General features: G+C 74.8%; 14 protein-coding genes. 9 read left to right on the forward strand and 5 right to left on the reverse strand.

All coding sequences use genetic code 11. The features are described 5' to 3' along the window. Positions 1-38: 38 nt before the first annotated feature. The 5 genes from ACGF07_RS02225 to ACGF07_RS02245 form a co-directional block, all read right to left on the reverse strand. Positions 39-3941, reverse strand: coding sequence for a type I polyketide synthase (locus ACGF07_RS02225; protein WP_392894610.1), 3903 nt, complete (start codon positions 3939-3941; stop codon positions 39-41). Between the two features lie 362 nt (positions 3942-4303). Continuing rightward, the gene (locus ACGF07_RS02230) at positions 4304-5065 is read right to left on the reverse strand and encodes a TetR/AcrR family transcriptional regulator (protein WP_392894612.1); all 762 of its coding nucleotides are present in this window, start codon (positions 5063-5065) and stop codon (positions 4304-4306) included. A gap of 30 nt (positions 5066-5095) precedes the next feature. Beyond that, complete coding sequence (gene fdxA, locus ACGF07_RS02235; protein WP_350743670.1) at positions 5096-5422, reverse strand: ferredoxin; 327 nt, start codon at positions 5420-5422, stop codon at positions 5096-5098. A 28-nt stretch (positions 5423-5450) separates the two neighbouring features. Further along, positions 5451-5618 (reverse strand): hypothetical protein, encoded by a 168-nt coding sequence (locus ACGF07_RS02240; protein ID WP_350743671.1) that lies wholly within the window; start codon positions 5616-5618, stop codon positions 5451-5453. Positions 5619-5700: 82 nt separating this feature from the next. Next, positions 5701-6771 carry an aldo/keto reductase gene (locus ACGF07_RS02245; protein WP_392894614.1) on the reverse strand — a complete coding sequence of 357 codons (1071 nt, stop codon included), beginning with the start codon at positions 6769-6771 and terminating at the stop codon, positions 5701-5703. 196 nt (positions 6772-6967) lie between these two features. Between ACGF07_RS02245 and ACGF07_RS02250 the strand changes: the two genes are divergently transcribed. The 9 genes from ACGF07_RS02250 (at position 6968) to ACGF07_RS02290 (ending at position 23855) form a co-directional block, all read left to right on the forward strand. Next, positions 6968-8278 carry a cytochrome P450 gene (locus ACGF07_RS02250; protein ID WP_392894616.1) on the forward strand — a complete coding sequence of 437 codons (1311 nt, stop codon included), beginning with the start codon at positions 6968-6970 and terminating at the stop codon, positions 8276-8278. Between the two features lie 7 nt (positions 8279-8285). Continuing rightward, complete coding sequence (locus ACGF07_RS02255; RefSeq protein ID WP_392894618.1) at positions 8286-9947, forward strand: condensation domain-containing protein; 1662 nt, start codon at positions 8286-8288, stop codon at positions 9945-9947. Positions 9948-10059: 112 nt separating this feature from the next. Then, positions 10060-13542: an amino acid adenylation domain-containing protein gene (locus tag ACGF07_RS02260; protein WP_392894620.1), complete on the forward strand. Its 3483-nt coding sequence runs from the start codon at positions 10060-10062 to the stop codon at positions 13540-13542. 31 nt (positions 13543-13573) lie between these two features. Continuing rightward, complete coding sequence (locus ACGF07_RS02265) at positions 13574-17194, forward strand: type I polyketide synthase (RefSeq protein ID WP_392894622.1); 3621 nt, start codon at positions 13574-13576, stop codon at positions 17192-17194. Beyond that, complete coding sequence (locus ACGF07_RS02270; RefSeq protein WP_350743677.1) at positions 17181-18539, forward strand: MFS transporter; 1359 nt, start codon at positions 17181-17183, stop codon at positions 18537-18539. The genes ACGF07_RS02265 and ACGF07_RS02270 overlap by 14 nt, the downstream gene beginning before the upstream one ends. A gap of 39 nt (positions 18540-18578) precedes the next feature. Further along, entirely contained in the window at positions 18579-19997 is a 1419-nt protein-coding gene (locus ACGF07_RS02275) for a cytochrome P450 (RefSeq protein WP_392894624.1), read from the forward strand. Beyond that, complete coding sequence (locus ACGF07_RS02280; protein ID WP_392894626.1) at positions 19994-21004, forward strand: NAD-dependent epimerase/dehydratase family protein; 1011 nt, start codon at positions 19994-19996, stop codon at positions 21002-21004. The genes ACGF07_RS02275 and ACGF07_RS02280 overlap by 4 nt, the downstream gene beginning before the upstream one ends. Then, a complete protein-coding gene (locus tag ACGF07_RS02285; RefSeq protein ID WP_392894628.1) occupies positions 21001-21987 on the forward strand; it encodes a hypothetical protein in 987 nt (328 codons plus the stop codon). Before ACGF07_RS02280 ends, ACGF07_RS02285 begins: the two co-directional genes overlap by 4 nt. Next, positions 21984-23855, forward strand: coding sequence for an amino acid adenylation domain-containing protein (locus ACGF07_RS02290; RefSeq protein WP_392894630.1), 1872 nt, complete (start codon positions 21984-21986; stop codon positions 23853-23855). The genes ACGF07_RS02285 and ACGF07_RS02290 overlap by 4 nt, the downstream gene beginning before the upstream one ends. Positions 23856-23888: the final 33 nt, after the last annotated feature.

The raw sequence follows: 23888 nt of genomic DNA on the forward strand, positions 1-23888 counted from the left end.
TTGTCCTCCATAAAAGACCTCGATGGCTGCCGGAACCTTCACCCGATCGTCGCCAGCAGGCCGTTGAGGCTCTCCGAGCCGAGCAGGCGCCCCGCCGTGAGGTCCAACCCGCAGTCGGAACGGACCTGCGCCCGCAACTGGGCGGCCATCAGCGAGTCCAGGCCCAGGTCCCGCAGCGAGCGGCGGCGGTCGATCGCCGCCTCGGGCAGGTCGAGCAGCCGGGAGACGCGCTGCAGCAGTGCGTCCGTCGCGGCGCGCGCGGCCGCCGGGGCGGGCTCGGCGCCCACGGCCGCCGGGGCCGGGGCGGCGCCCGTCGGCACCGGCACCGGCACCGACGCGGACAGCGGCCCCGGTCCCGGCAGCGGCACCGGGGCCGCGGCGAGCGGCCGGAGGAGGGAGAGCGGCCGGGCGGCCGGCGGCAGGGCGGGGCACCGCCGGGCGAGGGCCCCGGCCAGCCGACCGCGGACACCCGCCCCCGGCCCGGCCGGGGCGATCAGCTCGATGTCGAGGAACTCGGCGAGCACCGACCCGTCGGCGGCGAGCAGGAGGACGTCGCCCCGGGCCCGGCGGCCGCCCGCGACCGGGGTGACGCGGCACAGGCTCCAGTAGTCGTCGGTGAGTTCGGCATGGCGCCGGACGGTGCCGAAGCGCACCGGCAGGTAGCCGGAGCCGGCCGGGTAGCAGGCCGGCATCGCCAGCAGCCCCGCCTCCCAGCCGACGGCCGTCGAGGCGCCGCCGCGGCGCACCCGGGCGACGACGCGGCCGCCGCGCCGCCAGGCGTGCTCGACCGTCCGTACGCCCGAGCCGGCCTCGATCCCGCGCCGGGCGGCCTCCGCGTACAGGGCGTCGGCGGACAGGTACTCCCGGTGCCGGGCCAGGCTGGTCTCCAGCAGCTCGCGCCGGGCGGGCGCGAACGGGGCGGAGGCGGGCTCCAGGCGTCCGCGGGCGCAGGGCTCCGGCTCGGCGCCGGCGCTGCGGCGGGCCTCGACCCGGACGTCCCGGGAGCCGTCCGGGCCCGGCGCGTCCACCGTGACGCGCAGCGTGGCGGCGGGGACGTCGGCGAGGGTGAGGGCGGCGTCGCCCAGCCGCACCCCGGTCAGGGCGAAGTCCTGCCCGGGAGCGGCCTCGCGCGCGGCGGCGAACGCGGCCTCCAGGTACACGGACGGGAAGACCGGCTCGACGCCGCTCACCGCGACCCCGGCGCCGGCGGCGGGCAGGCCCCAGGCGTCCAGCCGGGACTCGCGCACCAGCGGCGCGGCCGCGGCGGCCCGGCGCAACGGGGAGGCGTCCCAGCAGTAGGTGGGCAGCGGCACCGCCGGGGGTTCGAAGCCGTACCAGCGCGACCAGTCGACGGCGGCGCCCCGGGCGAACGCCCGGCCCACCGCCTCCAGCAGCAGCACCGGCTCGTCGCCGCCGCGGCGCAGGGTGGGCACGGCGGCGGCCTCGGCGCCGCCCGCGGTGACCGTCTCCTCGACCGCCGCCGTCAGCACCGGGTGCGGGCTGACCTCGAGGAAGACGGTGTCGGTCCCGGCCAGCCGCCGGACGGCCTCGGCGAAGCGGACCGGGCGGCGCAGGTTGTCCAGCCAGTAGCGCGGTCCGAGCTCCTCGCCGGCGCTGGGGGCGGCGGTCACGCTGGACATCAGGGCGGTCCGGGCCCGGCGCGGCGCCAGACCGTCCAGGGCGGCGAGCAGCTCGGCGCCGATCAGGTCCATGTCGGGCGAGTGGGAGGCTACCTCGACCTTGACCGGACGGCAGAGCACCCCGGCGCCCTCCAGGTGCCGGGCGATCCCGGCCAGCGCGCTCGGCGGCCCGGCCAGCACGGTGGACGACGGGGAGTTCTCCGCCGCGACGCACACCGCGGCGAACTCCGGCTCGGAGGCGAGGAGTTCCCCGGCGCCCTCGGCGGAGAGCTCCACCGCGAGCATGGCGCCGCGCCCGGCGAGCCGGCGCATCAGCCGACTGCGGCGGCAGATGACGGCGGCGGCGTCGCTCAGGCCGAGCGCCCCGGCGCTCTGCGCCGCGGCGACCTCGCCCATGCTGTGGCCCACGCACACGTCCGGGGTCAGGCCGGCCTCCCGCAGGGCCGCGTCCAGGGCGACACCGACGGCCCACAGGGCGGGCTGGACCTTGTCCATGTCGGTGGGGAACTCGTCGGCCTGCCGGAGCAGGTCGACCACCGACCAGCCGAGCTCCAGGCCGATCGCGGCGTCGCACTCCAGCAGCTTCTCCCGGAAGGCCGGGGAGGTCTCCAGCAGCCGGCGGCCCATCCCGGACCACTGGGCGCCCTGGCCGGGGAAGACGAAGGCCAGCCGGCGGGGGCCGCCGAAGCCCGCCTCGGCGGTGCCGCCCTCGGGGACGGACTCGCCCGCGGCCAGAGCCCGCAGCCGCTCGGCGACCACCCGGTGGCTGTCGCCGCGGACCCAGAGCCGGTAGGGGTGGGCGTCCCGGCGCAGCGCGGCGGCCGCGCAGAGCTCGGGCAGCGGGACGTCGCGGCCGGGGCCGTCCGTCAGGTGGCTCGCGTAGGCCTCGGCCAGATGGTTCAACGAGCGGGCCGAGCGGGCGCTGAGCACCAGCAGCTGTTCGGCGGTGCCGCGGTGGGGCGGCGCGGCGGCCGGCGCGGCGGGCCCGGCCGGGTCCGGGACGTACTCGCCGACCACGACGTGGGCGTTGGTGCCCGAGATGCCGAAGGAGCTGACGCCGAGCAGCGCCCGGTCGCCGGTCCTGGGCAGCGGGGTGTTGCGGGTGACGACGGCCACCCCGAGGTCGTTGCGCTCGATCACCGGGTTCGGTTCGGCGCAGTGCAGGGAGGCCGGGATGACGCCGTGCCGGGCGATCAGGACGGCCTTGATCAGCCCGGCTATGCCGGCCGCGGACTCGGCGTGGCCGATGTTGGTCTTCACCGAGCCGGTCAGCAGCGGCCGCCGCCGCGGGCGCTCGGTCGCGGCGGCGAGCGCCTGGAGCTCGACCGCGTCCCCGACCGAGGTGCCGGTGCCGTGGGCCTCCACGTAGTCGAGGTCCTGCGGGGCGATGCCCGCCGAGCGGCAGGCGGTGCGCAGCATGTCGACCTGGCCGCTGATCGCGGGTTGCAGCAGGAGCCCGCTGCCCCGGCCGTCGTTGGTGACCGCGCTGCCGAGCAGGGTGGCCAGGACGCGGTCGCCGTCGCGCTCGGCGTCCGCGAGCCGCTTGAGCACGATGACGCCGACGCCGTCGCTGCGGACGAAGCCGTCGGCGCCGGCGTCGCCGAAGCGGCAGCGGCCGCCGGGCGAGAGCATGCTGCCCTGGGAGTAGGCGATGGCGTCGTGGGAGGAGAGGACGAAGTTGACCCCGCCGGCGAGGGCGAGGTCGCACTCCCCGGCCAGCAGGCTCTGCCTGGCCTGGTGCACCGCGACCAGGGAGGAGGAGCAGGCGGTGTCGAGCACCACGCTGGGGCCGAAGAGGTCGAAGGCGAAGGAGAGCCGCCCGGCGGTGACGGCGCGCAGTCGGCTGCCGGCCACGTCGCGGACGTTCGGGCCGGCCTCGGAGCGGGTGGCTTCGGAGTACTCGGCGGTCGCCTGGCCGATGAACACCCCGGCGTGGGTGCCGGCCAGGGTGGACGGGCGGATGCCGGCGTCCTCGAAGGCCTCCCAGGTGGCGTGCAGCAGCAGGCGCTGCTGGGGGTCGATGGCCCGGGCCTCGGCGGGGGAGATGCCGAAGAACCCGTAGTCGAAGGAGAACGGGTCCGCCACGAAGCCGCCGTGCCGGGAGGCCGTCCGGCCGGGGACGCCGGGGGTGGGGTCGTAGTCGGCCGCGATGTCGAACCGCTCCGCGGGCACCGCGGTGACCGAGTCCCGGTGGGCCATCAGGTTCTCCCAGAACCGTCCCGGCCCCTCGGCGCCTGGAAACCGGCAGCCCATGCCGACGACGGCGACCTCGGGGCGGGGGTTCCGGTGTGCTTGCTCCATGGATGGCCCAATCTCGGTAGGCGGAGACCTGTGGCGTGCGTGACGGTGCGCGGATCTTGGGGCTAGCGGGATTCAAACTTACACCGGGACACAAGTTTGTTCCTAGGGTTCCGTCGATGGACTTGGAGTCCAATCACCGACGGGGCGAGGCTGCGGTCAAAGTGCCCCGATCAGCGGGATTTTGATCCCTTGTCGGGGTGATCGGGCCGCTTGCCCGAACGGTTGCGAAGGGTGCCGGAACGCCGGAAAGGCCGCCCGGGACGACGGTGTTCCGTCGTCCCGGGCGGCCTCCGGGGTGGGCTGCCGCAGGCGGGCGTCCGCTGCGGGCGGTCCGGGCGGTCCGGGCGGTCCGCTCGGTCCGGTCAGTCCGGGCGGTCGGGTCGGTGCTGCGGGTCGGGTCGGTCCGGGCGGTGCTGCGGCTCCGGGCGGTCGGATCGGTCCGGGCACCGCTCCTCGTCGTGGAACGGCTCCCGGGCGGCCAGCCCGTGCAGGACCAGCTCCAGCACCGCGGCCAGCTCGCCGGTGAGCCGGCCCGGGTCCTCCCCCCGGGTCGCCCGCCGGGTCCACCGGTAGAGCGCGCCCAGGTAGAGGTCGCGCAGTGCCTCGCCGACCTGCTCCGAGCTGAGCCCGGTGACGATCTCCCCCCGGGCGCGTCCGCTCTCGACCAGCCGGGCGAGGACCGCCCCCAGGTAGGGCTCCTCCTCCAGCGGCCGTCCGGAGCGCACCCAGGCCGTGAGCATCGCCCGGCTGAGTTCGGGCTCCTCCTCGTTGAGGGCGCCCAGGACGGTCAGGCACTGCCGCAGGCCCTCGGCCGGGCGGGGACGGTCCGGCGGCCCGCCGCCGTCCGGCCGCTGCTCCGCTCCGGCCTGTTCGAGCCGTTCCATCAGCCGCTCCCGTCGCGCCTCGGCCCAGGCGCTGATCAGGGCCTCCTTGCGCGGGAAGTGGTTGAAGAAGGTGCCGCGCGCCACGTCGGCGTGCTCCGCGATCTCCTCCACCGAGGCGCCCGCGTAGCCCTTCTGGCTGATCAGGGTCATCGCCGAGGCGTACACCCGCTCCTTGACCCGCTGCCGGTTGCGGTCTCGTCGCGTCGCGGCGGGGGGTGGCACGTCGCTGTGCGCATCCATGGTCCGTCTCCGCTCCGGGCCGTCGCTCGGTCAGTGGGCCTGGTTCTGCGGCGGCAGCCCGCCGATGAAGGCGTGGTCGTGCTCCAGGGCGCCGAGTTTGGCCGACCCGCCGGGCGAGCCGAGTTCGTCGAAGAAGCCGGTGTTCGACTTCCGGTAGTCCTCCCACTCGTCGGGCAGGTCGTCGTCGTAGAAGATCGCCTCGACCGGGCAGACCGGCTCGCATGCTCCGCAGTCCACGCACTCGTCGGGGTGGATGTACATCGAGCGGGCGCCCTCGTAGATGCAGTCGACGGGGCATTCCTCGATGCACGCCTTGTCCTTGACGTCCACGCAGGGCTGCGCGATCACATAGGCCACGTGCTGTTCTCCTCGTGAAGGGTGTCGGTCAGAGCCCGCGCAGGTACGGGGCGTCGCCACTGCCGCCGAGTCCGTCGGGCGCGTGCCCGCCGGAGGGCGCGCCGGCCGGAACCGTCCTGTGCTCGTAGCTCTCCAGTCGCGCCAGTTCGCCGCGCGAGGCCTCGGGTCGCTCCTGCGGCTGGTGGGGTTGGGACATGGCAGCCTCCAGCTGACAGCTCATAGAACTTGAACTTGAGTCCATTAGTTCTCCATCAGACAAACATGGACTCAAGTCCATGTCAATGGGTCGCGACGGCGGACGGTGCGGCGCTGCGCGAGGCCAGCGGGCGGCGGCGCAGCGCGGGGTCGGCGATGGCCGGCGGCGGCCAGGACGCGTTCGGGTCGTACAGGTTGACGCCCGGCGGAACGATCTCGTCGATCCGGTCCATGGCCGCGTCGTCGAGCAGCAGCGAGGCGCCCTTGAGCGTCGCCTCCAACTGCTCCAGCGTGCGCGGGCCGATGATCGCGGAGGTCACGCCGGGGTGCGCCGTCACGAAGGCGGTGCTCAGCTCGGGCAGGGTGCAGCCCAGTTCGACCGCGAGCTCGGTGAACCGCTCGACGGCCTCCAGCTTCCGGACGTTGCCGGGCAGGTCCGGATCGAAGCGGCTCGGGACTACGGCGGGGCGACCCCGGGTGAGGTCCACCGGACGGCCCTGGCGGTAGCTGCCGGAGAGGAAGCCGAAGGCGAGCGGACTCCAGGTCAGCACGCCCATGCCGAGCCGCCGGCAGGTCGGCAGCACGGCCGCTTCGGCCCCGCGGGCCAGCAGCGAGTACGGCGGCTGTTCGGTGCGCGGGCGCAGCAGGCCGCGGCGCTCGGCGATGTGGTGCGCCTCCACGAGGTCCTCGGCCGGGTAGGTGGACAGGCCGTAGGCGCGGATCTTCCCGGCCCGGACCAGGTCGCTCAGGGCGGCGAGGGTCTCCTCCAGGTCGGTCGACGGGTCCGGGCGGTGGACCTGGTAGAGGTCGATCCAGTCGGTCCGCAGCCGCCGCAGGCTCTCCTCGACGGCCTGCACGATCCAGCGGCGCGAGTTGCCGCTGCGGCCCCGGCCCTCGCCCATCTGGAAGTGGAACTTGGTGGCCAGCACGACCTCGTCGCGCCGGCCGTGCAGGGCCTCGCCGACGATGGTCTCGGACTCGCCGGCCGAGTACATGTCCGCGGTGTCGACGAAGTTGATCCCGTGGTCCAGTGCGGTGTGGACGATCCGGGCGCAGTCCTGGTGGTCGGGGTTGCCGACGAACCCGAAGTTCATCGTGCCGAGGCAGTACGCGCTGACCTCGATGCCGCTGCCGCCCAGCGTGCGGTAGTGCATGATCCGGCTCCTCTTTCGGTCATGGCGGGACCGCGCCGGGCGTGTGGGCCGACGCGGTGGCAGGGGGGTGGGGAGCCCGACGGTACACGACCGCTCTTTCCTCGCAACAGGGCTGACAGCACGTCAGACAGTACGGCGGTGCGGGCCGGGGCCGCCTGCGGTCCGCCCAGCATTCCATTGACATGGACTTGAGTCCATGTTTGACTTCGAGCCGCGAGATGGACATGAGTTCATATTTGATCTCCCGGAAAGGAATCCGGCCATCATTACCCACGATGCGCCCGTATCCCGGTGCCCGGTCACCGGCGGCGCGGCAGCGGACCTGGTCGACCCGAGGCTCTACAGCGACGGGGACGCCTGGCGGATCTGGCAGCGCATGCGCGCCGAGAAGACGCTCGGATGGCACCAGGTCGACGCGGAGCGAGGCTTCTGGTCGGTGGTCAAGTACGCCGACTCCGACCTGGTCCTGCGGGATGCCGCCACCTTCACCTCCGAGCGGGGCACCCTGCTGGACATCCTCGGCACGGACGACCCGGCCGGCGGGCAGCAGCTCGCCGTCACCGACCCGCCCCGGCACACCCCGCGCCAGGCGCGTCTGAAGAAGGCCCTCGCCAGCAAGGCCGTCGGCAGGCAGCGCAGCATGATCACCCCGATCGTGCGCGAGCTGCTCCGACCGCTCGGCGACGGCGGCGTCTTCGACTTCGGCGCGGCCATGCTCGGACTGCCGATGTCGGTGACCGGCACCATGATGGACCTGCCGGAGCAGGACTGGCCGTGGCTCACCCGCCTCACCACCATCTGCATCGCCGCCGACGACCCCGACTTCCAGGGGCCGGACGGCAAGGAGGCGACGCTGGCAGAGGCGCACCGCGAGCTCTTCGGCTACTTCCAGGACCTCACCCGGCACCGTCGCGAGCACCTCGGCGACGACCTGCTGAGCACCCTGATCTCCACCACCTTCGAGGGCCGGCAGATGTCGGCGGCCGAGGTCGTCTCCAACTGCTACAGCCTGCTGCTCGGCGCCAACGTCACCACCCCGCACGCGCCGACCTTCGTGATGGCCGAATTCGCCGAGAGCGACGTGCTCGCCGACTGGGCGGACCACCCGGAGGTCCACGCCACCGCCTACGAGGAGGCGCTGCGCTGGGCGTCGCCCGTCAACCACGTGCTGCGCTACGCGACCCGCGACACCGTCGTACGGGACACCGAGATCAAGGCGGGCGAGGCCGTGGTGGTCTGGCTCGGCGCCGCCAACCGCGACGAGGAGGTGTTCGCCGACCCGCACACCTTCGACATCCGCCGCAAGCCGAACAAGCACCTGGCCTTCGGCATCGGCCCGCACTACTGCGTCGGCCACAGCGTCGCCCGGGTCACCGTCTCGATCCTCTTCGAGGAACTGCTGGCCGGCTACCGGGACTTCCGGCTGGCCGGGACGCCCGAGCGGCTCGTGTCCAACTTCGCCTCCGGTTACAAGTACGTGCCGATCACGGCCCAGCGGCGGAAGTGAGCCCGCGATGAGCACGACCGAGACCGCGGACGACCGCTGGTACCCGGCCAACCCGGCGCAGAAGGGCCTGTGGGTGCTGGACCGGGTGGAGCAGCTGCGCCGCACCACCCTGATCCCGACCGTCGTCCGCTTCACCGGCCCCGTCGACGTCGGGCGCCTCGCCCGGGCCGTCCAGCAGGTCCTGGACCGGCACCCGGCGCTGCGCTCCCGCTTCCGGCTCGACCCGGAGCACAAGCGGGTCGAGTTCCGCACCGACCTGGAGCCCGCCCGGGCCGGCGTGATCGACGCCGCCGGGGAGGGCTGGACGGCGGCCGAGCTGCCCGAGCTCGTCGACGTCCTCTGCTACGCCCCGTTCGACCTGTCGTCCGAGGCCCCGGTCCGGGCCGAGCTCATCGTCGTCGACCCCGAGGACGTCCGGCTGGTGCTGACGGTGCACCACATCGTCTGCGACGGGTGGTCCCACTCGCTGATCCTGCGGGAGATCGAGCGGATCTACCGCGCCGACGCCGAGGGCGTCGACCCCGGCCTGCCGCTGCCGCCGCACCCCGGCGAGGTCACCCTCGGGCCCGGACCCGAGGAACTGGCCGAGCGGCTGCCGGACGTGGTCGAGCGCCTGGCCGGTGCCCCGCTGGAGGTCGACTTCCCGTTCCGCCGGCCCGTCCCGGCCGACGCCGAACCCGACCTCGACGGCGGGACCCTGGCGATCGACCTCGACGAGGAGCTGACCGGCGCCCTGCTGGACACCGCCGCCGAGGCCGGCTGCACCCCGTTCGTGCTCGGGGTCGCCCTGCTCACCGGCACCCTGGCCCGGATCGGTGCCCAGCGCGACTTCGTCATCGCCTTCGGCTGGCCCGGCCGGGACGACCCGGCGATCGCCGACGTCGTCGGGATGTTCATGAACACCACCATGCTCCGGGTCACCCTCGACGGGGACGACGCCACCTGGGGCGACCTGCTGGCCGGCGCCCGGCTCGGCGCACTGGAGGCGTTCGTCGACGCCGACGTCCCGCTGGACGCCGTGACCGCCGAGCTCAAGCCCGAGCGGGCGGTCATCTGGCCGCCGCTGTCGCCGGTGCTCGTCAACCTCAACGAGTCGCCGCGCGACCTCGACCTCGGCGACGGGGCGGTGGGCCGGCTCCAGCCGCTCGACCGCCTCCCCATGAAGTACGACCTCGCCCTGTTCGTCCGCGTGGACGAGACCCCGCGGGGCCGGCGGCTGCAACTGTCCGTGGACTACACCCGGGCGCTGTTCCACGCCGCCGACATCAGCCGACTCCTCGACGCCATGCGGCACAACGCCGCCGTCATCGCCCACTCACCGGAGGAACCCGTGACCGTAGCCGTGAACCCCACCCCGGACCTGGACGACCCGGCCGCCCGGCTGGAACTCGTACGGTCGCTCTGGCTGGAGATCCTGAAGATCGACTCCGTGGGCGAGGACGTGAGCTTCTTCGAGGCCGGCGGCGACTCGCTGCTGCTGGTGATGCTCGTCGAGCGCCTCACCCAGGCCACCGGCCGCGCCCTGAAGACCATGGACCTGTTCCGCGCCGGCACCGTACGCGGCCACGCCGAGCTGCTGGCCACCGCCGGCTCACCGGCCGGCGCCGGCGCCGCCGGCAGCCGGGACCGCCTGCTGGGCGCCGCCCGCGCCGCTGCCGCCTCCCGCTGACATCGGGGGGCGCGCCCGGCGGCCCCACGGCCCGCCCCGCGCGGGCACCCGCCGGGCGCGCCCCCGACCGGTACGCGAGCCGCGTCCGACCTTCCTCATTGGAGAGCAACTGATGACGCTTCATGAAATGGCGTGCACCGTGCTCGGCCTCCAGCCGGCCGGTGCGGACTTCGGGACGCTGAGCTTCGTCGAGCTCGGCGGGGACTCACTGCGCGCGATGCGGCTCGCGGCGACGGCTCAGGAGGAGCTGGGGCTGCGGCTGGCGATGCGGGAGCTGCTCGGCGGCCGACCGCTGGCCGACGTCCTGGCCGAGGCGCCGGAGTCCGCGGCGCCCGCCTCCCCGGCGGACCCGGCGCGCGGGGACGGCCGGGGCGGCGCGACGGACGCCCTGTCCTACACCCAGCGCGGGATGTGGCTGGTCGAGAGCATCACCGGCGGATCCCCGTACAACCTGGTCTTCACCTGCTTCGTCGAGCAGGGCAAGCTCGACCAGGGGCTGCTCCAGGAGGCCTTCGACCGCACCGCCCGCCGCCACGAGGGCCTGCGCACCGTCTTCCGGGAGCGCGACGGCGAGGCCGTCCGGCACGTCCTGGACGACGCCGCCCCGCAGCTGACCACCGTCGAGCACGACGGCCCCGCGGCCGAGTTCGAGGCCTACGTCCGGCGGGTGTCCGCCGAGCGCGGGGCCGAGCCCTTCGACCTGGCCGCGGCCCCCGCGCTGCGCCTGCTCTTCTTCGGCAACGCCGACGGCGGCCGGGCCGTCACCCTGATCGCCCACCACATGCTGCTGGACGGCACCGCCGTCGGTCTGCTGCTGCGCGAACTGTTCGACCACTACCGCGAGTTGGAGGGCGGTGCGGCGGTCGACCGCGAGCCGGCGGTACCGCCGGCCGCCCTCGTCCGGCACCAGGAGGAGCTGCGCTCCGCCGGCGAGTGGGAGCGGCAGGCGAACTTCTGGACCGAACACCTGGCCGGCGTGCCGAGCGTGCTGGAGCTCCCCGCGGACCGGCAGCGCCCGGCCGTCCAGGACGCGGCCGGCGAACGGCTGCCGCTGGACCTCGGCGCCGAACTGACCGCCGCCGTGACCGGGCGGGCCCGGCAGCTGGGGGTGACCCCGTTCGCCTTCCTGCTGGGCGCGTTCGGCCTGACGCTCAGCCGCTGGACCGGCACCCGCCGCCTGCTCGTCGGCGTCCCGCTGCTCGGCCGCGAGACCAGCGAGCTCGCCCGGCTGGTCGGCGTGGCCGGCAACCTGGTACCGGTGCGGATCGACGTCGACGACGACGCGGACACCGCCGACTACCTGCGCGCCGTCCACCACTCGGTGGCCCTCGGCATGGACGCCGGCCAGCTGCCCTTCGACGAGCTGGTCGCCCACCTCGGCACCGAGCGCACCCTCGGCTGCCACCCGCTGGTCCAGGCCTGCTTCGGCATGCACGACCAGCTGGTACCGGAGCGGCTGAGCACCGACGCCCTGACCGTACGGGTGGAGGAGGGCCACGGCGGCGGCTCCCAGTTCGACCTCACCCTGCTGGTGGGCCACGCCGACCCGTCGTTCGCCGGCCACGTCGAGTACGCCACCGCCGTGTGGCACCGCGCCGAGGCCGAGGCCTTCGTCGCCGACTTCCGCACCGCCGTCGCCGAACTGGCCGTCACCGAGGCCGCCCTGGAGGAGGTGCGCTGCCTGGCGCCCGAGCGCCGTGCGCTGCTCGACCGGCTCAACCCGACCGGGCAGGAAGTCCCCGCCACCTCCCTGGACGAGGCGTTCCGCACCGCCGTGCGGCGCCACCCCGACGCGGTCGCCGTCCGCGAGGGCGACACCGAGCTGACCTACACCCAGCTCGCCGCGGCCGTCGCCGAGCAGGCCCGGCTGCTGCGCGAGGCCGGCGTCGTCCCGGGCGACACCGTCCTGGTCGGCCTGGAACGCTCCGTCGCCGAGGCGGTCGCCGTACTCGGCGCGGTCTCGGCCGGTGCCGCCTACGTCGGCGTGGACCTCGACCTGCCGGCCGCGCACACCCGGCAGATCACCGCCAAGGCCGCCCCGGCCGCCGCGCTGGTACCGGCCCGGGCCCGCGAGCACGAGGCCCTCGCCGGGATCCCGGTCGTCGAGGCCTGGGAGCCGTCCTGGCCGCTCGAGGCCGGACCGGACGCCGGACCGGACGCCGGGCCGGACGCCGGGTCGGACGCCGGGTCGGACGCCGGGTCGGACGCCGTACACCCGGCCGCGGACCCCGAGCGCCGCGCCTACATCGCCTTCACCTCCGGCTCCACCGGTGAGCCCAAGGGCGTCAGCGTCCCCCACCGCGGGGTGCTGCGGCTCGTCCTGGACGTCGACTACGTCCGCCTCGGCCCGGGCGAGCGGATGCTGCGGCTGTCGCCGCTGGCCTTCGACGCCTCCACCCTCGAGCTGTGGGGCGCCCTGCTGACCGGCGCGACCCTGGAGATCCACCCGGCCGGGCTGCCCTCGCCCTCCGAACTCGGCGCCTTCCTGGTCGAGCGCGAGGTCACCGTCGCCTGGCTGACCGCCGGACTCTTCCGCCTGGTCGCCGAGTTCGCGCCGGACGGCCTCGGCGGGCTGCGCCAACTGCTCACCGGCGGCGACGTGGTGCCGCACGACCACGCGGCCCGGATGCTGGCCCGCCACCCCGGCCTGGTGATCACCAACGGCTACGGACCGACCGAGAACACCACCTTCACCACCACCCACACGGTGCGCCGCCCCGAGGACGTCGACGGCCCGCTGCCGATCGGCCGCCCGATCCCCGGCACCCGGGTGTACATCCTCGACGAGCGCGGCCGACGCGTGCCCCCGGGTGCGGTCGGCGAGCTCTACGCCGCAGGCGACGGACTGGCCGACGGCTACGTCCACAACGAGGCGGAGACCGCCCGCCGCTTCGGCCACTTCTCCACCGAGGTCGGCGAGCGGCTCTACCGCACCGGCGACGTCGTACGGCTCGACACCCGCGGCCGGATCTCCTTCCTCGGCCGCGCCGACCACCAGGTCAAGATCCGCGGGTACCGGATCGAACTCAGCGCGATCAGCGACGTGCTGGCCACCCATCCGGACGTCCAGGACGCCGTCGTGGTCGTGACCGACGACGACAGCGCCGGCAAGCGGATCGTCGCCGCCGTCGTCCCCGCCCCGGGCAGCGCCGTCGGCGCCGCCGAACTGCGCGAACTGCTCGTCGGGCGGCTGCCCGGCTACATGGTCCCGGTGCTGTGGGCGCTGCTGGACCGGATGCCGGTCACCGCGAACGGCAAGGTGGACCGCAAGGCCATCATCGCGGCCGCCACCCCGGCCCGGACCGGCCGACCGCAGCCGGCCGCCGGAGCGGACTCCACCGGCGCCGACCCGACGGAGCGCGTCGCAGCCCTGTTCGCCCGGGCGATCGAGCGGGCCGGCAACCGGAACCGGGAGGTCCCCGCCGTCGAGGCCGACACCGACTTCTTCCGGATCGGCGGCACCTCGCTGGCTGCCGTCCAGCTGATCCGCCTGATCAAGGAGGAGCTCGGGGTCACGCTCAAGCTCCGCGAGTTCCTGCTCAACCCCACCCCGACCGGAGTGCACGGACTCGCCGCCGAGGCGGCGAAGAAGTGACCGGCCGGACCGTCGAGAGGAGGTGGCGCGCGTGGTAGCCGACCGAGCCGTCGCCGTGATCGGAATGGCGTGCCGGTACCCCGGCGCGTCGAACGTCCGGGAGTTCTGGGCCAACCTGCGCGCCGGGGTCGAGGGGATCACCCACTTCGACGTGGACGAGCTGCTCGCGGCCGGGGCGGACCCGGAGTACGTCCGCCGGCCCGAGTTCGTCGGGTCCAAGGGCGTCCTGGCGGGCTCCCGGAACTTCGACTGGCGCTACTTCCGCTACCCCCGGGCCGAGGCCGCCGTCATCGACCCGCAGCAGCGGGTCTTCCTGGAGTGCGCCGCGACCGCCGTCGACGACGCCGGGATGGACCCGACCCGCTTCCCCGGCCGGATCGGCGTCTACGCCGGCTCCGACCGCACCGCCCAGCCCGACGACGACCTGAGCCCGCTGGCCCGGGTGATCAGCCTGGAGAAGGACTTCGTCGCCACCCGGGTCGCGTACAAGCTGGGCCTGCGCGGCCCGGCCGTCACCGTCCAGACGGCCTGCTCCACCTCGCTGACCGCCATCCACATGGCCGTGCAGAGCCTCCTCGGCGGCGAGTGCGACGCGGCCCTGGCCGGCGGCGTCGCCGTCTCGCCGAAGGGCGAGTGGGGCTTCCTGCACGAGCCCGGCGGGGTGCTCTCGCCCGACGGCCACTGCCGCCCCTTCGACGCCGAGGCCGGCGGGACCGTCCCCAGCGAGGGCGTCGGCGTGGTGGTGCTCAAGCGCCTGGCGGACGCCCTGCGCGACGGCGACCGGATCGCGGCCGTCGTCCGGGGCTCGGCGATCAACAACGACGGCGCCGAGAAGCTCGGCTTCACCGCCCCCTCGATCCCCGGCCAGGCCGAGGTGATCCGCCACGCCCACCGGGTGGCCGGGGTGGACGCCGACCGGATCGGCTACGTCGAGTGCCACGGCACGGCGACCAGGCTGGGCGACCCGGTCGAGGTGGCCGCGCTCACCGAGGCGTTCCGACTGCCCGCCGGGGAACCGACCTGCTGGCTCGGCTCGGTCAAGAGCAACATCGGGCACACCAGCGTCGCGGCCGGCGTGGCCGGCTTCATCAAGACCGTCCTGATGCTGGAACACGGCGAGCTCGTCCCGACCCTGAACTTCCGCACCGCCAACCCGCTGCTCGACCTGGACTCCTCCCCGTTCCAGGTCAGCACCCGGACCCAGCGGTGGGAGCCGGAGCGGCGCACGGCCGGCGTCAGCGCCTTCGGCGTGGGCGGCACCAACGCGCACGTCGTGCTGGAGGCCGCGCCGCGGCAGCACGAGCGGGCCGCCGCCGACCACGGGCCGCGGGTGCTCACGCTGTCCGCCACCACGCCCGAGGCGCTGCGCCGGATGCGCACCCGCCTGGCGGAGCGGCTGGAGGCCGACGAGGAACTGGAGCTGCCGGCCGTCGCCCGGACGCTCGCCGACCGGCGGGTCCACCCGCTGCGGCAGAGCGTCGCGGTCGCGGACCGCGCCGCAGCCGCCCAGGCACTGCTCACCGCCGCCGAGCCGGTGCGCGGCGACGGCCTCGGCAAGGTCGCCTTCCTCTTCCCCGGCCACGGGGTGCTGCGGCACGCCGCCGGGACCGCGGCCTACCGGCTGCTCCCGGACTTCGCCCGGGCCTTCGACGAGCTGCGCGCCGCGGCCGCCGGACTCGGCCTCGACCTCGCGCCGCTGGTGGCCGGCGAGGACGCGCCGGCCGCATGGTTCGACGAGTTCGTCCACCACCAGGTCGGGCTGTTCACGCTCGGCTACGCGCTGGGCCACCAGCTCAAGGAATGGGGCGTCAAGCCCGCGGCCATGTTCGGCAACAGCGCCGGCGAGTACGCGGCCGCCGCCGTGGCCGGCGTCTGGGCGCCGGAGGACGCGCTGCGGCTGGTGCACGAGCGGGCCGTCGCGCTGCGCGCCACCGAGCCGGGCCGCATGCTCGCGGTCAACGCCTCCCTGGAGGAGGTGGCCGAGCGGGTCCCGCTGGACGGGCGGATCGCCGTGTCCATGGTGGCCCGCGGCGGGGTGGTGCTGTCCGGGCCCGCCGCCGAGATGACGCGCCTGCTCGACGGGGACGCCCTGCACGGGCTGGACCTGCGGGTGCTCAACGTCGACCGGGCCGCCCACTGCGACATCCTGATGCCCGTCGCCGACCGGCTGACCGAGCTGGTGGCCGGCATCCCGGCCGAACTGCCCGGCGTACGGCTGGTCTCCAACGTCTCCGGCGGCTTCGCCGACCCGGCGGCCGTGACCACCCCCGAGTACTGGGCCCTCCAGGTGCGCCGGCCCGTCCTGCTGGACGCCGGCATGGCGACCCTGCTCGACTCCGACTGCGACACCTTCCTCGAACTCGGCCCCGGCGCCACCATGCTCGGCGCCCTGCGCTGGAGCCCCGACTGGGACGGCACCCGGGCGGCCGTCCCGGTGCTCGGGCGGGCCGAGGACGGCGAACTCGGGCTGCTGCGGGCGCTCGGCGTGCTCTGGGAGCGCGGCCTCGACGTCCTCGAACCGCCCGTGTCGGCCGACGGCCGCCGCCCCGCGCCGGTCTCGCTGCCGGGCTACCCGTTCGCCGAGGAGGACCCCGAGCTGGAGCCGGAACCGGCCGCGGAGCCGGCCGGAGCCCCCGAGCCGGACGACCCGGACGCCCTGCGTCCACTGCTGGAACGGCTCTGGTGCCGCACCCTCGGCGTGGCGTCGGTACGCGACGAGGACGGCTTCTTCGCCCTGGGCGGCGAGTCGCTGACCGTGCTGTCGCTGCTCAGCCGGCTGCGCGAGCAGGCCGGGGTGTCCGTCCCGGCCGCGGAGTTCATGCGGGAGGCGACCTTCGGCCGGCTGCTCGCGCTCGCCGAGGAGCAGCGGGCACTGACCGGACCGGCCCCGCTGGTCGGCGCCGTCACCCTGCGCGAGGGCACCGGCCGGCCCGTCGTACTGGTCGCGGACGCGGCCGGATCCGCCTGGAGCTACCAGGAGTTGGCGCAGGCGCTGGAGACCGACCGGCCGGTCGTGGTGCTGGAGCCGATGGACGGCGAGAGCGGCCGGGGGACGATCGAGGAGATCGCCGCCCACCACGTCCAGGCACTGCTCGCGGTACAGCCCGAGGGCCCGTACACCCTGGGCGGCTGGTCCTTCGGCTCGGTCGTGGCGCACGAGATGTCGACCCGGCTGCGGGCCCGCGGGGCCGCCGTGGACCTGCTGGTCTGCCTGGACTCCTACCTGCCGGGCCGGCCGGGCCAGGCCTTCGGGGCGACGCCCGACTTCCTGCTGGGCCACGCCCGGCTGGTCGGCGGGGCCTTCCTGGGCCTCGGCGCCTCCGGCCGGGCCGTCCGGCGCAACCCGGCGCTGCGCCGGCTGCTGCTGGACAAGTTCCGGCTGCTGTCCCGCTACCGGCCGCGGCCGGCGGCCTGCCCCGTCCTGGTGTTCAAGGTCGACACCGACCGGGCCGGGGCGGAGCGGCTGGAACGCCGGATCCGCGCCATGTACACCGCGGGCGTCCGGGTGCGGGCGGTCGCCGGTGACCACTGGTCGATGCTGCGGCCGCCGCTGGTCGGCCGACTCGCCGGGCAGCTGTCCGAGGCGCTCGTGCAGGCAGCCGCGGCGGTCGAGCCGTCGCCGACGGAGGAGGAACACCATGGCGATCGATGACGCGCCGCCGGCCACCGGGCCGGTCCGGGTCGCGGAGCAGCCCCAGGGCGCGGAGCCGCTCGAGGCCGCCGCTCCCGCCCCGGAGGCGGCGGCCGCCGACCCGGAGGCGGTGGGCGCCGACCCGGAGGCGCACCGCGGGTCGCTGCTGCGCAACCGCGGCTGGCAGGCCTTCTGGGTGAGCGAGACCCTGGCGGCGGTCGCCGAACAGGCCGCGGACATCGCCTACCCGCTGCTGATCCTGGCCACCACCGGCTCGGCGGCCTACGCCGGGGCGGTCGGCTCGGCCCAACTGCTGGCCACCGGCCTGCTGTCGATCGTCGGCGGCACGCTGGCGGACCGCATCGACCGGCGCCGGCTGCTGGTGCTGTGCAACACCGTCCGGGCCGTCCTGCTCGGAGCGTTCTGCTGGATGATCGCGGTGGGCTCCGTCCCGATCGCCGTCACCTTCGCCGTGGCCCTGGTCTCCGCCGCCTGCTTCGGCATCTCGATGCCGACCCAGATGGCGCTGATCAAGCAACTGGTCCGCCCCTCCCAGCTGACCGAGGCGACCGCGCAGAACCAGATCCGCTGGTTCGGCGCGATCACCGCGGGCCCCCCGGTGGGCGGTTGGCTGTTCGGCGTGGCCCGGGCGTTGCCCTTCGCGGGCGCGGCGGTGGCCTTCCTGGTGTCCAACCTGCTGCTGATGCTGGTCAAGGTGCCCGCCGCGGCGAAGCCCGCCACCAGCACGGCCGGCCGCGGCACGATGGAGGGCTTCCGGTTCCTGTTCCGCCACCCGGTGCTGCGGCCGCTGATGATCAGCATCACGCTGTCCAACATGGCGTTCAACACCACCGGGATCTTCCTGGCGGTGATCGCCACGGCCAAGGAGCGCGGCGCCTCCGACGGGTTCACCGGCATCACGCTCGCCCTGGCCGGCGCCGGCGGCCTGCTGGGCTCGCTGGTGGCCGGAGGGGTCATCAAGCGCACGCCGCCGCCGCTGGTCTTCATCGTCGGGTACGGGATCGGCCCGATCGCCGCGATGCTGCTGGCCGTGGTGCCCGGCGTCGTCCCGCTCGGCGTGATCGTCGCGTGCGTCTTCGTCCGGGGCCCGATCATCAGCGCCCTGTTCCTCACCTACGCGGCCAAGATGGTGCCCGACGACATCCAGGGCCGCGTGCTCGGGGCGATCGTCTTCACCTCGATGGTCGCCTCGCCGATCGGCGTCCTGGCCGTCGGCACCATCTTCGACGCCGGGGGCTCGTTCTGGGTCTTCGTCGCGGTGGCCGCCACCGCCGCGCTGGGCACGCTGCCCACCCTCACCCGCGGGGTCCGCACGCTGCGCCCCCTCGACGAGATCACCTCCTGAGGCCTCCCCACCGCCCCATCGACACGCAGGAGTCGGACCATGACTGACACCATCGACCAGGCCCTCGACCAGGACGGCGCGACCGTAGCCGGCGGGCCGTCCGAGATCCTCCCCCCGGAGTTCTTCACCGACCCGCTGGCCGACCGCAACGCCGCCTACGCCCAGCTGCGCGAGCAGTGCCCCGTCCGCGGCATCAACCACCCTCCGGGCGCCGAGGCGTACATCGTCGCCGACTACGACCTGGCGCTGAAGGCCTTCGGCGACAACCGCATCTCGAAGTCGCTCGACAACGCCCCCAAGTGGTTCCGCGACCAGCTGCTCGACGCCAGCCCGGTGCAGTCCAGGAACCTGCTGATCGCGGACGCCCCGGACCACTCCCGGCTGCGCAAGCTGGTCAGCAAGTCCTTCGTGCCGCGCCGGATGGAGACCCTGCGCCCGCGCATCCAGGAGATCGCGGACGACCTGATCGACGCCTTCCCGGAGTCGGGCGAGGTCGACCTGATGGAGTTCGCCCGGGTGCTCCCGGTGATGGTCATCTTCGAGTACCTCCGCGTACCGCTGGAGGACCGGGCGATGCTCTACAGCTGGGCGCCGATCCTCGGCGGGGCCCCGTACCACACCGAGGAGGAGAACCGCCGGCTCAAGGACGTCAGCGCCAGGTACGAGCAGTACCTCCTGGACCTGCTGGAGTCCCGCCGCGCCGACCTCGGCGAGGACCTGGTCAGCCAGCTGCTGCGCGCGGCCGACGAGGACGTGTTCACCACCGACGAGATCGCCTCGACGATGTCGCTGGTCATCATCGCCGGCCAGCGGACCACCACCAACCTGATCGGCAACGGCCTGTCGGCCCTGCTCACCCACCCGGACCAGCTGGAACTGCTGCGCGAGCACCCCGAGTTGGTCGTCTCCGCGGTGGAGGAGTTCCTGCGCTACGAGGCGCCCAGCTACCGCGGCACGCTCCGGGTCGCCGCCCAGGACATGGAGATCGGCGGCGTGGAGATCGGCAAGGAGGCCTTCGTCCACCTGCTGATCGCCGCCGCCAACCGCGACCCGAAGGTCTTCGAGGACCCGGACCGGCTGGACATCACCCGCAAGAACAACCGCCACCTCACCTTCGGCCACGGCCCGCACTTCTGCCCCGGCGCACCGCTCTCCCGGCTGGAGGGGCACCTGGTCTTCCCGACCCTGCTGCGCCGCCTGGAGGGCATCGAACTCGCCGTACCGGCCGAGGAACTGGACTGGGTGTACGACAACTCGGTGAGCCGCGGCCTGGCCTCGCTGCCGATCCGCTACCGCCGCCGCCTGCCCCGCACCGCCGTACCGGAGGCGGCCGCCGTGGCCGTCGCCGCCGCCGAGGCCGCCGCCCAGGCCGCCCAGGCCGCCGAGGGCGCAGAGGCCGCCGAGGGCGCCTTCGGAGCCCCGGCCGGCGTCTGCCCGATCACGGGGATGACGGCATGAGGCTCCTGGTCCTGGGCGGGACGGTCTTCCTGTCCCACGCCGTCGCCGCCGAGGCGCTGCGCCGCGGCCACGAGGTGGTCTGCGCCGCGCGCGGCACCTCCGGCCGGGTACCCGACGGGGCACGCCTGGTGAAGGTCGACCGCGAGGAGCCGGACGGCGTCCGGGCACTGGCCGGCGAGCGGTTCGACGCGGTGGTGGACGTGGCGACCATGTCGCACCGCTGGGTGCTGGACGCCCTGCGGGCGGTCGGCGCCGACGCCGGCCACTGGACCTTCGTCTCCTCGATCAACGTCTACGCCGACGCGGTGACCGCCGGTCAGGACGAGAGGGCCCGGCTGCACGAGCCGATCGCCGAGGAGGCCCCGCCGGAGGAGCGCATCCAGCACCCGTACCTGTACGGGGCGATCAAGGCCGCCAGCGAGCAGGCCGTCCTGGAACGGATGGGCGAGCGGGCGTTCATCGTCCGCTCCGGGCTGATCGTCGGCCCCGGGGACGTCTCCGACCGCTTCGGCTACTGGCCCGCGCGGATCTCCCGCGGCGGACGGGTGGCCGTACCCGACGCCGCCGACCAGACCACCCAGTGGCTGGACGTCCGCGACCTGGCGGCCTGGATCGTCGACGCCGGCGAGCAGCGCCTGGGCGGCGTCTTCAACGGCGTCGGCACCGCCCACCGGCTCGGCGCGTTCTTCGACCGGACGGTGGCCGCCGTCGGTGCACCGGACACCGAGCTGGTTCCCGTCCCGCTGCCCGTCCTGGAGGCGGAGAAGGTCGAGTACTGGCGCGGCCCCAGGTCGATGCCGCTCTGGATGCCCGACGAGGACGCCGGGTTCTGCGCCCACGACAACAGCAAGGCGCTCGCCGCCGGCCTGCGCCCCAGGCCCGCCGAGGAGACCCTGCGCGACGTGCTCGCCGACGAACTCCGCCTCGGGCTCGACCGGGACCGCAAGGCCGGGCTGACGGCGGCGGAGGAGGCCGAACTGCTGAGGGCCCTGGAGGTACGGTCGTGACCGCGCAGCTCGCTCCTGCCCCGCCCGCCGGGACCGCCGGGACGGCCGGGTCGGCCGGGTCGGCTGACACCGCCGGGACGGCTCGGACCACCGCGCCCGCCTGGCGCCGGATCGGCGGGGGCGAGGGCGGCCGGACCGTCCTCGCGGTCGACTACGACGCCACCGGGCGCCCGGAGGCCTCCTTCGACCAGCTGGCCGCCCACCCGGCCCTGGCCGGCCTGTCCCTGTGGCACGCCGTCCAGCCGGAGACCGGCCCCGGCGCCACCGCCCGCGCCGAGGACTACCTGCGGGCGTGGCAGCGGCCGCCGGCCACCGACGGACCGGTCGAGGCGGTGCTCGGCTACTGCGTCGGCGGGGTCTTCGCCGGCGAGCTGGCCGACCGCCTCGCCGAACAGCAGGGCTTCCGCCCCCGGGTGCTGCTGTTCGACCCGGAACCGGTCGACGACGGCAGCGTGCTGCGCGACTTCCTGAAGACGCTCGACACCATGACGATCCTCTCCACGGCCGAGCGCGCCGAGCACCGGGCCCGGGCCGAGGCCGCCCACGCGGCCGCCGGCGCCGACTTCGCCGCCGCCGCGGCGGGCATCACGGCGGTCTACGAGGCCGCGGCCGGCGAGGCCTTCGAACGGCTCGGGCTGGACGAGGAGGAGAGCGAGGACCTGCTCGACCTCTTCCGGTCCTACGTCCGCTACCTGACGGCGGCCCGGGACCTGAGCCCCGAACCGGGCTGGGCCACCGCCACCGCGCTGACCTCGGCCGGCTCCAGCCCCGGCGCCCCGCACGCCCGCGAGGAACTGGGCTTCGAGACCACCACCGCGGCCCTGCTGGAGGACGACGGCGTGGCCCGGGCGGTGGCCCGGCTGCTGGCCGCGCCCGGCCCCGCCACGCCCGGCTCCGACGACCCCGGCCGCCCCGCGCCCGCCGCCGACGACCCGACGACCGCGGCCGCCACACCGCCGTCCCCCGCAGGAGAACGCGCATGACCGACATCCTCGACCCCGTAGCCGTGGCGGACGGCACCGAACTGCTCTCCGCCGCCGACCTGAGCCTGATCGACGGCTGGAACGCCACCGGGCACCACGTTCCCACCGCGACCCTGCCCGAACTCGTCCAGGCGAGCGCGGCCGCCCACCCCGACCGCCCCGCCGTACGCCACCGCGGCACCCGGCTCAGCTACGCCGAGCTGAACGAGCGGGCCAACCGGCTCGCCCGGCTGCTGATCCGGGGCGGCGCCCGCCGCGGCGACATCGTCGCCATGGTGCTGCCCCGGTCCGTGGACTACATCGTCGGCGCCCTGGCCGTCGTCAAGACCGGCGCGGCCTACCTGCCCGTCGACACCGGCTACCCCGTCGACCGGATCACCCAGGTGCTGGCCGACGCCCGGCCGGCCCAGGTCCTGACCACCACCGCGCTCGCGGACTCCGTCCACAGCGAGGCCCGCCTGCTGGTGCTGGACGAGGAGTCGACGCTGCGCGAGCTGGCGCAGGCCGACCCGACCGACCCGACCGACGCCGACCGCCCCCTGCCGCTGACCCCGGACAACCCGGCGTACGTGCTCTACACCTCCGGCTCGACCGGGCGCCCCAAGGGAGTCGTGGTCGCGCACAAGGCGATCACCAACCGGCTGCACCACATGCAGTCGGAGATCCCGCTCGGCGCCGGCGACCGGCTGCTGCAGAAGACCCCGGCCGGCTTCGACGTCACGGTGCGGGAGGTGTTCTGGCCGCTCATCGCCGGGGCCGAGATCGTCGTCGCCGACCCGGACGGGCACCGCGACCCGGCCTACCTGGTCGAGACGATCACCGCCGAGTCCATCACCGTCTGCCACTTCGTCCCCTCCGGGCTGAAGGTCTTCCTCCAGGAACCGGAGGCGGCCGGCTGCACCAGCCTGCGCCACGTGGTCTGCGGCGGGGAAGCCCTGCCGGCCGAACTCCAGGCCTGGTTCGCCTCCGTCCTGGAGGCCCGGCTGCTCAACGTCTACGGGCCCACCGAGGCGGCCGTCGACGTCACCTCGATGTTCTGCCCCCGCAACCCCGAGCCCGGACCGGTGCTGATCGGCCGTCCGGTCTGGAACACCCGGCTGTACGTGCTGGACGAGCAGCGCCGCCAGGTGCCGCCCGGGGTGCTCGGCGAGCTGTACCTGGCCGGCGTCCAGTTGGCCGAAGGCTACCTCGGCCGCCCCGACCTGACCGCCGAACGCTTCGTCGAGGACCCCTTCGTCCCCGGCGAGCGGATGTACCGCACGGGCGACCTCGCCCGCTGGCGGGCCGACGGGATGATGGAGTTCTTCGGCCGGATCGACCACCAGGTGAAGATCCGCGGCTTCCGGGTCGAACTGGACGAGATCGAGTCGGCGGTCCTGCGCGAACCCGAGGTGGCCCAGGCCGCGGTGATCGTGCGCGAGGACGTACCGGGCGACCAGCGGCTGGTGGCCTACCTGGTGCCGGCCGCCGGGGTGGTACCCGACGTCCGGCGGCTGCGCGAGCGGCTGGCCCGCGAACTGCCGGACTACATGGTGCCGACGGCCTTCGTCGGGCTCGACCGGCTGCCGCTGACGCCCAACGAGAAGCTGGACCGGACCGCCCTGCCGCGGCCCGGGAGGGCCGCCGTCCGCACCGGCCGCGCGCCGCGCGGGGAGGCCGAGCAGCTGCTCGTCGAGCTGTTCGCCCGCTTCCTCGACCTCCCCGAGGACGGCATCGGCGTCGCCGACGACTTCTTCGCGCTCGGCGGCAACTCCCTGCTGGCCGCCCAGGTGCTCGGCGAGATCCGCAAGTCCACCGGTGTCCGGCTGCGCCTCAACCAGGCCTTCCGGACGCCGACGGTCGAGGCGCTGGCAGCACAGCTCGCCTGACCGGGCGGGACCGGGGCCGGGCGGGCGCGATCC

Source organism: Kitasatospora sp. NPDC048194, assembly GCF_043202455.1.
Classification (GTDB): domain Bacteria; phylum Actinomycetota; class Actinomycetes; order Streptomycetales; family Streptomycetaceae; genus Kitasatospora.